Here is a 13079-nt window from a genome sequence, read left to right as displayed (position 1 = left end):
CGGTAAAGCGGGCGGGTAAGGTTGGCGGCTTGGTTTTCTGAGATTTGTCATGTTCAAGTTGCCCTCCGCGCTCTTCGCCCTGTTGCTGGCTGTTTGCCTGCCCGCCCATGCCAACTGGCACCTCGATGGCGAGTCTTCGCGCTTGTCGTTCATTACCGGCAAGAACGGCGATACCGCCGAAGTGCATCGCTTCCTGGTGCTGCATGGTTCGGTCGACAACAAGGGCGTGGCGGGCTTGCGCATCGAGATGGATTCGGTCAGCAGTGGCATCCCCCTGCGTGACGAGCAGATGCGTGACCAGCTGTTCGAGGTCGGCCGCTTTGCCGAGGCCACGGTGAAGGCGCAAATCGACCTGCGCCCGATCAATGACCTGGCCGATGGTGCCCAGATCGAGCTGCGCCTGCCGCTGACGGTCACCTTGCATGGGCAGTCGCACCGCTACAACGCCTTGTTGCTGGCAACCCGCCTGGATGCGCGACGGTTCCAGGTGGTCACCCTCGAGCCACTGCTGCTGCGTGCCGAGGACTTTGGCCTGCTACCGGGGCTGGAACACCTGCGCAAGTTTGCCAAGCTCAAATCCATCAACCCGTCGGTGCCGGTCAATGCGGTGCTGATTTTCACCGCGCGCTGACATGGCGGGGCCGGTATTTCCCTGGCGGGAGGGTAACCAGTTCGAGCTGCTGATCGACGGCCCCGAGTTCTTTCCGCGCATGCTTGGGGCGATCGAGCGCGCCGAGTCGCAGGTAGACCTGGAGCTCTACCTGGTCGAGGCAGGGGCCTGTGCCGAGGCGGTGGTCGAAGCGCTGGAGCGCACGGCCCGGCGGGGTGTGCGAGTGCGCTGCCTGTTCGACGACTACGGTTCGCTGGCCTTCAACAGCAAGCTACGCCAGCGCTTGCTGGCGGCGGGCGTGGACCTGCGCTGGTACAACCGCCTGCGCTGGAAGCGCGGCCTGCGCAACTTGTACCGTGACCATCGCAAGCTGCTGTTGGTGGACGAGCGCTGGGCCGTGGTCGGCGGCACGGGCGTAACCGATGAGTTCTGGACACCCGGCCAGGCGCGCAGTGACTGGCACGAGGTCATGGTGCAGATGCAAGGCCCGGTGGTGGCCGACTGGCAATTGCTGTTCGACCGCCAATGGCATGCCAACAACCGCCGCACCGCATGGCGCCCCGCCGAGGGCTTTGGCTTGCCGCGCCTGCCCAGGGTGCCGGCGCAGGGGCAGGGCATGGGCCGGGTAGCCTACGCCGACGCCCGCCAGCACCAGGACATCCTGCACGCGCTGGTGCGCGCCCTGAACAGCGGCAAGCAACGGGTATGGCTGGCCACGCCCTACTTCTTGCCAACCTGGAGTGTACGCCGCTCCTTGCGCCGGGCGGCCAGCAAGGGCCTGGACGTGCGGCTGCTGCTGACCGGGCCGCGCACCGACCACCCCTCGGTCCGGTATGCCGGGCACCGCTATTACCCGCGCCTGCTGCGCGCCGGTGTACGCATTTTCGAGTACCAGCCGTGCTTCCTGCACCTGAAGATGGCCGTGGTGGACGACTGGGTCAGCGTCGGCTCCTGCAACTTCGACCATTGGAACCTGCGCTTCAACCTGGAAGCCAACATCGAGGCACTGGATCCACCGCTGACGGCGGCCGTGGTCGCCAGCTTCGAACGCGATTTTGCCCTCAGCGAGGAAGTAGACCTGGCCCATTGGCATGCCCGGCCGCTGTGGCGGCGGGTCAAGCAGCGCATCTGGGGCTGGCTCGACCGGCTGGTGGTGAACCTGCTCGACCGCCGCGACTGATAGCGGCTATCGTGCAATGACTGTTCACGGGCGAGCGAAGGAGTGTGTGCGATGACGGCGAAAAAAATTCTGATGCTGGTCGGCGATTACGTCGAGGATTACGAAGCAATGGTGCCGTTCCAGGCACTGAGCATGGTCGGCCACACGGTGCACGCGGTGTGCCCGGAGAAGCTGGCGGGGCAGACCGTGCGTACCGCGATTCATGATTTCGAGGGTGAGCAGACCTATAGCGAAAAACCCGGGCACAACTTTGCCCTGAACTTCGATTTCGTACGGGTGCGGCCCGAGCGCTACGACGCGCTGCTGATTCCGGGGGGGCGGGCGCCGGAGTACCTGCGCCTGGACGAGAAGGTGCTGGCGCTGGTGCGGGCGTTCGACCAGGCCGGCAAGCCGATTGCAGCAGTGTGCCACGGTGCGCAGTTGCTGGCAGCGGCCGGGGTGCTGGAAGGGCGGGAATGCAGCGCCTACCCGGCGTGTGCGCCGGAGGTGCGGCTGGCGGGTGGGACGTTCATCGACATCGCCGTGGACCAGGCGCATGTGGATGGCAACCTGGTAACTGCCCCGGCCTGGCCGGCTCATCCGGCGTGGCTGGCGGCCTTCCTCAAGGTGCTGGGCACCCGCATCGCCTGAGGGGCTCGCGGGTAAGCCCGCGAGCAGGCCGGTACAGGCTCAACCTACCTGCTCAACCCAGTCATTGAGGTTGTAGTAGTTGGTCACCCGGGCAATCTTGCCGCAATGGATGTAGAAGAAGGCCCCGGCCGGCAGCACATAGGTCTGCCCGTTCGCTGGCGGCAACCCATCGTCATCGGCCAGGTACTGGCCATGCACAGTGAACTCCGCCGCCGCACGGCTGCCGTCGGCGTTCTGCATGACCACAATGTCGGCCAGGCGCTCGCGGTAGCAGCGGTTCATCTTGTCCATGAACGCTGCAAACCTGGCCTTGCCCATCTGCCGCTCGCCCTGGTTGATGTCGTGGATCACGTCTTCGCTGAGCAGTGCCAGAAAGCCCGGCATGTCGCCGGCATTGAAGGCGGCGTAGTACGCATTTACCAGTTCGGTAGCGGTCATGGAACAATACCTGTCGTGTAGGGAAAAGGCGGGTCGTTGCCCCGGATGATAGGGTTTCCCCTCAAGCCCGGCTTAGCCGAGCGCGTCATCCACATCGACAAAACGACCGCCAAGCATGGAAATACGCCTGTTGCACGGCGCCGCTATCGCGCCCTATATCGATGACCTCGCTCGCTTGCGCCTTACCGTATTCCGCGAGTTCCCCTACCTGTACGACGGCACCCCGGAGTACGAAGCCGACTACCTGGCCAACTATGCCCGTTCCGGGCGCAGCCTGGTGGTGCTGGCGCTGGACCAAGGCCAGGTGGTGGGTGCATCTACCGGCCTGCCGCTGGTGGACGTGGCCCCGGAGTTTCAGCAGCCGTTCCTGGCCCAGGGGCGGGACCCGGCCAGCGTTTATTACTTTGGTGAGTCCCTGGTATTGCCGGGGTACCGCGGCCAAGGACTGGGTGTGCGCTTCTTCATCGAACGCGAGTCTTATGCCCACAAACTGGCCGAGTTCGACTACTGCGCGTTCTGTGCGGTCGAGCGGCCCGGTGTGCACCCGCGCCGGCCTGCAGACTACAAGCCGTTGCATGGCTTCTGGCGTAACCGCGGCTTCCTGCACGACCCGTCGCTGCGCACCCGTTATGCCTGGCGTGACCTGGACGAGCAGGAAAGCTCCGACAAGCTCATGTCGTTCTGGCTGAAGGAACTGCCGATATGATCCGCCTGGCGGCCTGCCAGTACGCCATCGAACTGCATGAAACCTGGGACGCCTACGCCGACCACCTACAGGGCCTGTGCGCCGAAGCGGTGGCGGCGGGTGCCCGTTTGCTGTTGCTGCCCGAGTACGCCGGGCTGGTACTCAGCGGCCAGTTGCGGGGTGAACAGCGGGGCGACCTGATGGGTTCGATTGCCGGGATCCAACCGCTGATCGGTGCCTGGGCTGCCTTGTGTGAAAGCATGGCCAGGCGCTGGGGCATCTACTTGCAACCGGGGAGCGTGCCGGTGCTGGACAATGACGGTGCCTACCGCAACCGCGCCTGGCTGTTCGGTCCCGAGGGGCCGCTGGGCTACCAGGACAAACTGATGATGACCCGCTTCGAGCGAGAGCAGTGGGGCATCAGCGCCGGCCAGGGGCTGCGGGTGTTCGATACCGCACTGGGGCGTGTAGGCATTCTGATCTGCTACGACAATGAGTTCCCGATGCTGGCCCGGCAGTTGGCCGAGTTGGGTGCCGACCTGATCCTGGCACCGAGCTGCACCGACACCGAAGCAGGCTATCACCGGGTGCGCATCGGTGCCCAGGCACGGGCGCTGGAGAACCAGATAGCGGTATTGCAGAGCCCGACGGTAGGGCTGGCTGCCTGGTCGCCGGCGCTGGATGAGAATATTGGCCGGGCAGGGTTGTTCGTACCGCCGGACCATGGCATGCCGGGGGACGGTGTGGTTGCCTTGAGCGCAGCGCTTGACCCGGGCAGGAGCCAGTGGCTGGTGTGTGACGTGGACCTTGAGGTAGTACGGCGGGTGCGGCGGGAAGGGCAGGTGTTTACCCGCAGGGACTGGCCAGAGCAGTTTGACAGAGTGCGGTGAAAGCAGGGGCGGCCTGTTTGCGGGTGAACCCGCTCCCATCGGGGACATGAGGTCCCTGTAGGAGCGGGTTCACCCGCGAAGCAGGCGCCGCTGTTACATCAGGCTTACTTGACTTCGACTGCCAGGCTCTGGGCAATCTTGCTCTGCCACAGGGCCGGGCCAGTGATGTGCACCGACTCACCGTTGCTGTCTACGGCAACGGTGACTGGCATGTCCTTGACCTCGAACTCGTAGATCGCTTCCATGCCCAGTTCGGCGAAGGCCAGTACCTTGGACTTGCGGATAGCCTGGGCTACCAGGTAGGCAGCGCCGCCCACAGCCATCAGGTATACGGCCTTGTTGTCCTTGATCGCTTCGATCGCGGTGGGGCCACGTTCGGACTTGCCGATCATGCCCAGCAGGCCCGTCTGCTCGAGGATCTGGCGGGTGAACTTGTCCATGCGGGTGGCAGTGGTCGGGCCGGCAGGGCCAACCACTTCGTCACCGACCGGGTCGACCGGGCCAACGTAGTAGATGAAGCGACCTTTGAGGTCCACTGGCAGCGCTTCGCCACGGTTGAGCATCTCCACCATGCGCTTGTGCGCGGCGTCGCGGCCGGTCAGCATCTTGCCGTTGAGCAGGATGGTTTCGCCCGGCTTCCAGCTGGCGACTTCTTCCGGGGTGATATCGTCGAGGTTGACGCGACGTGCGCTTGGGCCGGCTTCCCAGACGATTTCCGGGTAGGCGTCCAGCGATGGCGCTTCCAGCTCGGCCGGGCCGGAGCCATCGAGCACGAAGTGCGCGTGGCGGGTGGCGGCGCAGTTGGGGATCATGCACACCGGCAGCGAAGCGGCGTGGGTCGGGTAGTCCATGATCTTCACGTCGAGCACGGTGGTCAGGCCACCCAGGCCCTGGGCACCGATGCCCAGTTGGTTGACCTTCTCGAACAGCTCCAGGCGGATTTCTTCCAGGCGGTTTTGTGGGCCACGGGCCTTGAGCTCATGAATGTCGATGGACTCCATCAACACTTCCTTGGCCATGACCGCGGCCTTCTCGGCGGTACCGCCAATGCCGATGCCGAGCATGCCAGGCGGGCACCAGCCAGCACCCATGGTCGGTACGGTCTTGAGCACCCAGTCGACGATCGAGTCGGACGGGTTGAGCATGGCCATCTTCGACTTGTTCTCCGAGCCGCCGCCCTTGGCTGCGACATCGACCTCGACCTTGTCGCCAGGGACGATGGAATAGTGGATCACGGCCGGGGTGTTGTCCTTGGTGTTCTTGCGGGCACCGGCCGGGTCGGCCAGGATCGAGGCACGCAGGACGTTTTCAGGCAGGTTGTAGGCGCGACGCACACCTTCGTTGATCATGTCGTCGACGCTCAGGGTGGCACCGTCCCAGCGCACATCCATACCCACGCGCACGAACACGGTGACGATACCGGTGTCCTGGCAGATCGGGCGGTGGCCGGTGGCGCACATGCGCGAGTTGATCAGGATCTGGGCGATGGAGTCGCGGGCAGCAGGCGACTCTTCGCGCAGATAGGCCTCGTGCATGGCCTGGATGAAATCGACGGGGTGGTAGTACGAGATGAATTGCAGGGCGTCGGCGACGCTCTGAATCAGGTCGTCTTGCTTGATCACGGTCATGCAGCGCGCTCCTCTTAAAGACGGGAACATTCATAGAGACGCTCGACGGTGCCGACCAGCATGTCGAGACGCCTTGCAAAGGCGCGCCGGCAGCATGGCCGACGCAAAAGGGCGCGGCAGTATAGCGTGCCTCACCGCGTGACACACCTGCGAGTGGTCTGGACCTTGGTCGGTTGGGGCTGGGCATCCTTTTTGCTGCTGACGCCTGTGGTTGGCCTTACTATCGACGGGCGCGCAGAGCGCCCCCCCACAACCTGAAGCGGGAAGAGATACCTGAAGATGCCCGAACTTTGCGTAGGCGAGCACCGCTGGGCGGTGCCGACCGGCAGCAACCTGCTCGATGCCCTGAACGAGGCCGGGCTCAACGTGCCCTACAGTTGCCGCGCCGGAAGCTGCCACGCCTGCCTGGTGCACTGCCAGGCCGGGCAGCCGCTGGACGCCATGCCTGAGGCCCTGGCCCTGGACCAGCACGCCCTGGGCTGGCGCCTGGCTTGCCAGTGCAGGGTGACCGAGGACTTGAATGTGGCGCTGTTCGACCCGCAGCGCGATGGCGTGCCGGCGCACGTTTGCGCGCTGGACTGGTACGGTGACGTGTTGCGTGTACGGCTACGGCCCGAGCGGGCGGTGCGTTACCAGGCAGGTCAGCATGTGGTGCTGTGGAATGGTTCGGTAGCGCGGCCTTATTCACTGGCCAGCCTGCCGGGGGAAGATGACTTCCTGGAGTTTCACATCGATTGCCGGCGCCCTGGCGCCTTTTGCGACAAGGCTCGTGGTTTGCAGGTAGCAGATGTGCTGCGCCTGGGCGAATTCAGGGGTGGTGCTTTGCACTACGACCTGGATTGGCAGGATCGGCCACTCTGGCTGCTGGCAGCCGGAACCGGGCTTGCGCCGTTGTGGGGGATCTTGCGTGAGGCTGTGCGGCAGGGGCATCGCGGCGAGATTCGGGTGCTGCATGTGGCGCGCAACAGCGCCGGGCACTATCTGGCTGAACCCCTGATGCAACTGCAGGGCGTGCAGGTCGAGCTGGTGCTGGAAGAGCAGGTGGATGAAGCGCTGGCGCGGTTGCGGCCGCCTTCGCGGCAGACGGTGGCGCTGCTGTGTGGGGCTGCGGGGAGTGTGGATCGGTTTGCGCGGCGGCTGTTTATTGCCGGGGTGCCGCGGGGGCAGGTGTTTACTGATGTCTTCGTTGAACATGCCTGAGGCAGTCGGGTTGATTGTGCCGGGCTATTCGCGGGCTCGCCCGCTCCCACAGAGGTAACAGCAGGCCTGAGGCTGGCGCTGTACCTGTAGGAGCGGGCATGCCCGCGAAGGGCCGCAGAGCGGCCCCCTTTGAGGCAGGCTCAGCCGACCAGCGGATCACCCACATGCAGGATCTTCATGCCATTGGTGCCACCGATGGTGTGGTAGCTGTCACCTTTGGTCAGGATCACCCAGTCGCCTTGTTCTACCAAGCCGCGCTTGAGCAGTTCGTCGACGGCTGCCTGGCTGACTTTGTCGGCTGGCAGCGAAGCAGGGTCGAAGGCAATCGGGTAGACGCCACGGAACATGTTGGCCCGTGCCTGGGTCGCGCGGTGCGGCGAGAGCGCGAAGATCGGCACGTGCGAGCGCAGGCGCGACATGATCAACGGGGTGTAGCCGCTTTCAGTCAAGGCGATGATCGCCTTCACGCCCGGGAAGTGGTTGGCGGTATACATCGCCGCCAGGGCGATGCTTTCGTCGCAGCGCTCGAAGGTGGTGTGCAGACGGTGGCTGGAGCGCTGGCTGGTTGGGTGCTTCTCGGCACCGGAGCAGATGCGGGCCATGGCCTGTACGGCTTCGATCGGGTACGAACCGGCAGCACTTTCCGCCGACAGCATGACCGCATCGGTGTTGTCGAGCACGGCGTTGGCCACGTCGGACACTTCGGCACGGGTCGGCATCGGGTTCTGGATCATCGACTCCATCATCTGGGTCGCCACGATCACTGCCTTGTTGTTGCGGCGAGCGTGCTGGATGATCTTCTTCTGAATGGCGATCAGCTCGGCGTCGCCGATTTCCACGCCCAGGTCACCGCGGGCGACCATGACGGCATCGGAAGCGAGAATCAGCTTGTCCAGGGTCTCGTCGTCGGCGACGGCTTCGGCGCGCTCGATCTTGGCCACCAGCCAGGCGCTGCCACCGGACTCGTCACGCAGCTTGCGTGCGTATTCCATGTCGCTGGCGTCCCGCGGGAACGACACGGCCAGGTAGTCCAGGTCCATTTCCGCAGCCAGCTTGATGTCGGCCTTGTCTTTTTCGGTCAGGGCCGGTGCGGTCAGGCCGCCACCTTTACGGTTGATGCCCTTGTGGTCCGACAGCGGGCCACCGATGATCACCACGCAGTGCAGCGCATCGGCGGTGGCGGTTTCGACACGCATGACCACGCGGCCATCGTCGAGCAGCAGTTCGTCACCGACACCACAGTCCTTGACCAGGTCCGGGTAGTCGATGCCGACGATATCCTGGTTGCCTTCGGTCAGCGGGTGGGCGGTGGAGAAGGTGAACTTGTCACCGATCTTCAGTTCGATGCGCTTGTTGGCGAACTTCGCGATGCGGATCTTCGGACCCTGCAGGTCGCCCAGCAGTGCAACATGGCGGCCGTTCTTGGCAGCGATGTCGCGGATCAGGCGCGCGCGGGCCTTGTGCTCGTCCGGCGTGCCGTGGGAGAAGTTCAGGCGTGCCACGTCGAGACCGGCGAGGATCAGCTGTTCGATCACTTCCGGCGAGTTGCTGGCGGGGCCAAGGGTGGCGACGATTTTGGTACGGCGGATGCTCATGCACAGACTCCTATAGTGAAGCGCAGCGAAAGGCTACTCCTGAATCTCGCTGTAGTCATTGTTCCGTTGCACTACCTGCGACTTCCGGGGTAGGGCAGCTGCAAGCTACAAGCAGTAAGCTACAAGGAAAAGCGCGCGCGGCATTCATGCCGCTGATAGCGGCCAGGCACTTGTCGCGCGCCGCTGAAGAAAACCCGACAGCGGCCGATAGGTTTGCTATCAAAGGAGATTGCCATGCGAGCCCTGATCGTTTTCGCCCTCGCCGCCAGTGCTGTCGGCTGTACCCGCTGGTCCATGGACCACCACCTGAACAATGCCTATCGCGCCTATGACCGGGGTGATTGCGCGCGGGTGATGCTGGAGCTGTCACAAGTTGACCGAACCAGCCGCGCGCGACCGTTCATCCACCCCGAAGTGTCGCTGCTGCGCGGCCAGTGCCTGGAGCGCCAGGCGTTGTACGTGGACGCCGCCCAGACCTACCAGTACCTGATCCAGCAATACCCGCGCAACGAGTACGCCTATCGCGCCCAGGCCCGCCTGCAGACGCTGGAGAAGCTCGGTCATTTGCGCGGTACCGAAGCGGCGGTGGCCAGGCCAGCGGCTACTGCGCCTTGGCGCTAATACAAAGGTCTGGTTTATTTCACGGGATTCGCAGCGCGTGCTGCGCTAATCTGTAACCCAGCTGTTACAACAACCGCCAGTACCTTGTATTCCTGGCATCAGGTACGGAATACACTCGCCATCATGTTCAACAAACGCCGCATCGAACGCCATCAGCTCCCTTGCGCCCTCAAGGTGTTCAACCGCTTTACCGACCAGGAAATCGGCCTGCTCGGCAACGCCTCGGAAGACGGCCTGATGGTCATCAGCCAACTGCCGGTGCTGGTAGGGCCCGATTATGAACTGCAACTTCGCATGCCGCTGGTCGGCGGCGGGTTCCAGTTCGTCAACCTGACCGCCAGTTGCCTGTGGTGCAGTGAGGATCAGACCCCTGGGCATTACGATTCGGGCTTCATGCTGCTGCAGGCCCCGCGCGAGTACGACGATTTCGTGCGCTCGCTGCGCGACTACTTCAGCTTCCGCCCGGCCAACGCCTCTGCCTGAGCCTTGGCGCGCTGGAATCGCGTTAGAATCGGGTCGACCTCGCGAGACAGGACGACCCCGTGACCTCCAGCATTTTCTGGCACGACTACGAAACCACCGGCATCAACCCGCGCTGTGACCGGCCGCTGCAGGTCGCCGGCCTGCGCACCGACTTCGACCTCAACGAGATCGACGAGCCGATCAGCCTTTACTGCCGCCCCGCCGACGATATTCTGCCGCACCCGGCCGCGTGCCTGGTGACTGGCATCACCCCGCAGCTACTGGCCGAGCAGGGCCTGTGCGAAGCCCAATTCATGACCCGCGTGCATGCGCAGCTGGCCCAACCAGGCACCTGTGGGGCCGGCTACAACACCCTGCGTTTCGATGACGAAGTGACCCGCTACAGCCTGTACCGGAATTTTTTCGACCCCTATGCCCGTGAATGGCAGGGTGGCAACAGCCGCTGGGACCTGATCGACATCGTGCGCACGGCCTACGCCCTGCGCCCGGAGGGCATTGAGTGGCCGCAGCAGGACGGGCGCACCAGCCTGCGGCTGGAACTGTTGAGCAAGGCCAACGGCATTGATCACGGGCATGCGCATGAAGCGCTTTCCGACGTGCGGGCAACCATTGCCCTGGCGCGACTGATCCGGCAGAAACAGCCCAAGTTGTATGATTGGCTGTTCCAGTTGCGCAGCAAGCATAAAGTCATGGAACAGATCCGCTTGCTACAACCGCTGGTGCATGTATCCGGGCGCTTTTCAGCAGCGCGTAATTACCTGGGGGTGGTCTTGCCATTGGCCTGGCACCCGCACAATCGCAATGCACTGATTGTCTGCGACCTGCATCAGGAAACCCTGCCATTAATAAGGGAAAGTGCTGAAGTATTGCGTCAGCGCTTGTACACCCGGCACGAGGATTTGGCCGAAGGCGAACTACCGGTTCCGCTCAAACTGGTACAGATCAACCGCTGCCCGGTAATCGCGCCACTGTCGGTATTACGCCCCACCGATCAACAACGGCTGGGCATCGACTTGACGTTGTTACAATCGCGCGGTGAACAGTTGGCCGATCAACAGGCGCAATGGCAGGACAAGCTGGAGCACATTTACGGCAAGGACGATTTCGCCCCGAGTGAGGACCCGGAGCAGCAGTTGTATGATGGTTTTATCGGTGACCGCGACCGGCGTCTATGCGAGCAAGTTCGTGCGCTGGATCCGGCGCAATTGGGTCGGGGGCAATGGCTGTTCGATGACCCGCGCTTGCCTGAGCTGTTGTTCCGTTACCGGGCACGTAACTTTCCGGACACCTTGACCCCCGAAGAGCGCCAGCGGTGGTATGCGTTCTGCCAGCAGCGCCTTAGCCAGCCGCAGTGGGGGGCGCCGAACACATTGGGTGATTTCCAGCAGGCGCATCTGCAGGCCTGGGAGCGCGCCGACGAGGCCGGGCGGCGCGTGCTGGAGGCATGGCACGTACATGCCCGGAACTTGCAACAACAGTTTGCAATTGGCTGAAAGCCAAACAAACAAAAACGCCGGCAATGTGCCGGCGTTTTGTATTGCGATAAGCAAGAGGCTGGGCTGAACAATCAGTCCAGCAGGGTAGCCCAGCTCTCGACCACGTCGCCGCCCCACTTGGCTTTCCACTCTTTCAGGGTCTTGTGGTTGCCGCCTTTGGTTTCGATCACTTCACCGTTGTGCGGGTTCTTGTATTGCTTGACCTTGCGTGCACGCTTGGTAGCAACAGCCTTGACGGCGCCACGCGGTGCTTTGCTCAGTTTCGACTCTGGGTCGAGCAGGGCAATCACGTCGCGCAGGGACTTGGAGTACTCGCCCATCAGGTTGCGCAGTTTGCCTTCGAACTCCAGCTCTTTCTTCAGCTTGTCGTCCTGCGACAGGTTGGCCAGGCGAGCCTGAAGTTCTTTGATGGCTTCTTCGGTGGCGCGGTACTCGTTGATCAGGGACATGGAGTGTTCCTTAATGCGTGTTCAGAAATGTGTGGGGCAATAATAGACAGCCGATACTCGCAAGTAAACATAATGTTGGGCAATTAACTGTTGATTAAGCTGTGACAATGTTTCTCTGGTGAACAAAAATTTACATTAGCGTGTGCCATTTCGCCGGCTGTGTCAGAAAGTGTCCACATTGCCAGCGTGGTCGCTACAGTGGCTGCGGCCGCTGCAATCAATACTGCGCTTTTCCTTGCGTGCCGCTAGAATAAGCACCTTTGCGAAGTTCTGGAGTCTCATTCATGCGCACCTATCGTCTGGTGATCGCCTGCCCCGACCGTGTAGGGATCGTGGCGAAAGTCAGTAATTTCCTGGCCTTGTACAATGGCTGGATCAACGAAGCCAGCCATCATTCCGATGAGCAGAGCGGCTGGTTCTTCATGCGTCATGAAATCCGCGCCGAATCATTGCCCTTCGGTATCGAAGCCTTCCGTGAGGCGTTTGCGCCGATTGCCGAAGAGTTCTCCATGACCTGGCGGATTACCGACTCGGCGCAGAAAAAGCGCGTGGTGCTGATGGCCAGCCGCGAGTCGCATTGCCTGGCTGACCTGCTGCACCGTTGGCATACCGATGAACTGGACTGCGAGATCCCGTGTGTCATTTCCAACCACGACGACCTGCGCAGCATGGTCGAGTGGCACGGCATACCGTTCTTCCATGTACCGGTCGACCCCAAGGACAAGGCCCCGGCCTTTGCCGAAGTGTCGCGCCTGGTCGAGGAGCACGCGGCCGATGTCGTGGTGCTGGCCCGCTACATGCAAATCCTGCCGCCGCAACTGTGCCGGGACTACGCTGAGAAAGTCATCAACATTCACCACAGCTTCCTGCCGTCGTTCGTGGGTGCCAAGCCTTACCACCAGGCCGCGCTGCGTGGGGTGAAGTTGATCGGCGCAACGTGCCACTACGTCACCGAAGAACTGGATGCCGGCCCGATCATCGAGCAGGACGTGGTGCGCGTCAGCCACGCTGACAGCATCGAAGACATGGTTCGCTTTGGCCGTGATGTGGAAAAGATGGTGCTGGCACGTGGCCTGCGTTACCACCTCGAAGACCGCGTGCTGGTGCATGGCAACAAGACGGTGGTCTTCGACTGATACCGTTGGGTTGCCTGCAAGCCTTTGGGGCTGCCCGG

General features: G+C 63.0%; 14 protein-coding genes. 10 read left to right on the top strand and 4 right to left on the bottom strand.

Annotated features, from left to right (window positions below; all coding sequences use genetic code 11):
• Positions 1-49 precede the first annotated feature (49 nt).
• The 3 genes from GEV39_RS19745 to GEV39_RS19735 are packed head-to-tail and all read left to right on the top strand — an operon-like array spanning position 50 to position 2420.
• Positions 50-631, top strand: a complete 582-nt coding sequence (locus GEV39_RS19745) for a YceI family protein (RefSeq protein ID WP_173890936.1) — start codon at positions 50-52, stop codon at positions 629-631.
• Position 632: 1 nt separating this feature from the next.
• A complete protein-coding gene (locus GEV39_RS19740) occupies positions 633-1790 on the top strand; it encodes a phospholipase D-like domain-containing protein (protein ID WP_173890935.1) in 1158 nt (385 codons plus the stop codon).
• Positions 1791-1841: 51 nt separating this feature from the next.
• Positions 1842-2420 (top strand): DJ-1/PfpI family protein, encoded by a 579-nt coding sequence (locus GEV39_RS19735; RefSeq protein ID WP_173890934.1) that lies wholly within the window; start codon positions 1842-1844, stop codon positions 2418-2420.
• 39 nt (positions 2421-2459) lie between these two features.
• Here GEV39_RS19735 and GEV39_RS19730 read toward each other — a convergent pair whose 3' ends face one another.
• Positions 2460-2858 carry a nuclear transport factor 2 family protein gene (locus GEV39_RS19730; protein ID WP_173890933.1) on the bottom strand — a complete coding sequence of 133 codons (399 nt, stop codon included), beginning with the start codon at positions 2856-2858 and terminating at the stop codon, positions 2460-2462.
• Positions 2859-2973: 115 nt separating this feature from the next.
• Between GEV39_RS19730 and GEV39_RS19725 the strand changes: the two genes are divergently transcribed.
• Positions 2974-3564, top strand: a complete 591-nt coding sequence (locus GEV39_RS19725; RefSeq protein ID WP_173890932.1) for a GNAT family N-acetyltransferase — start codon at positions 2974-2976, stop codon at positions 3562-3564.
• Positions 3561-4433, top strand: coding sequence for a carbon-nitrogen hydrolase family protein (locus GEV39_RS19720; RefSeq protein WP_173890931.1), 873 nt, complete (start codon positions 3561-3563; stop codon positions 4431-4433). The genes GEV39_RS19725 and GEV39_RS19720 overlap by 4 nt, the downstream gene beginning before the upstream one ends.
• Positions 4434-4537: 104 nt before the next feature.
• On the opposite strand, the gene GEV39_RS19715 is transcribed toward GEV39_RS19720, so the two are convergent.
• Complete coding sequence (locus GEV39_RS19715) at positions 4538-6061, bottom strand: fumarate hydratase (protein ID WP_009685641.1); 1524 nt, start codon at positions 6059-6061, stop codon at positions 4538-4540.
• Positions 6062-6340: 279 nt separating this feature from the next.
• On the opposite strand from GEV39_RS19715, the gene GEV39_RS19710 reads away from it, so the two are divergent.
• Positions 6341-7261 (top strand): iron-sulfur-binding ferredoxin reductase, encoded by a 921-nt coding sequence (locus tag GEV39_RS19710; protein WP_173890930.1) that lies wholly within the window; start codon positions 6341-6343, stop codon positions 7259-7261.
• A 140-nt stretch (positions 7262-7401) separates the two neighbouring features.
• On the opposite strand, the gene pyk is transcribed toward GEV39_RS19710, so the two are convergent.
• Entirely contained in the window at positions 7402-8856 is a 1455-nt protein-coding gene (gene pyk / locus GEV39_RS19705) for a pyruvate kinase (RefSeq protein WP_009685639.1), read from the bottom strand.
• 234 nt (positions 8857-9090) lie between these two features.
• Here pyk and GEV39_RS19700 point away from each other — a divergent pair, with 234 nt between their 5' ends.
• The 3 genes from GEV39_RS19700 to sbcB all read left to right on the top strand — a co-directional run bounded on the left by GEV39_RS19700 (position 9091) and on the right by sbcB (position 11453).
• On the top strand, positions 9091-9477 hold the full coding sequence (locus tag GEV39_RS19700) for a tetratricopeptide repeat protein (protein WP_173890929.1): 387 nt from the start codon (positions 9091-9093) through the stop codon (positions 9475-9477).
• Between the two features lie 123 nt (positions 9478-9600).
• On the top strand, positions 9601-9960 hold the full coding sequence (locus GEV39_RS19695) for a PilZ domain-containing protein (RefSeq protein ID WP_173890928.1): 360 nt from the start codon (positions 9601-9603) through the stop codon (positions 9958-9960).
• 59 nt (positions 9961-10019) lie between these two features.
• Positions 10020-11453 carry an exodeoxyribonuclease I gene (gene sbcB / locus GEV39_RS19690; protein ID WP_173890927.1) on the top strand — a complete coding sequence of 478 codons (1434 nt, stop codon included), beginning with the start codon at positions 10020-10022 and terminating at the stop codon, positions 11451-11453.
• Between the two features lie 74 nt (positions 11454-11527).
• Here sbcB and mvaT read toward each other — a convergent pair whose 3' ends face one another.
• A complete protein-coding gene (gene mvaT / locus GEV39_RS19685; RefSeq protein WP_173890926.1) occupies positions 11528-11905 on the bottom strand; it encodes a histone-like nucleoid-structuring protein MvaT in 378 nt (125 codons plus the stop codon).
• Positions 11906-12189: 284 nt separating this feature from the next.
• Here mvaT and purU point away from each other — a divergent pair, with 284 nt between their 5' ends.
• A complete protein-coding gene (purU, locus tag GEV39_RS19680) occupies positions 12190-13041 on the top strand; it encodes a formyltetrahydrofolate deformylase (protein WP_047149623.1) in 852 nt (283 codons plus the stop codon).
• Positions 13042-13079 lie beyond the last annotated feature (38 nt).

It is taken from the genome of Pseudomonas sp. NY5710, from assembly GCF_013305665.1.
Lineage (GTDB): Bacteria > Pseudomonadota > Gammaproteobacteria > Pseudomonadales > Pseudomonadaceae > Aquipseudomonas > Aquipseudomonas juntendi.
This window is presented reverse-complemented; position numbering and strand designations above follow the sequence as displayed.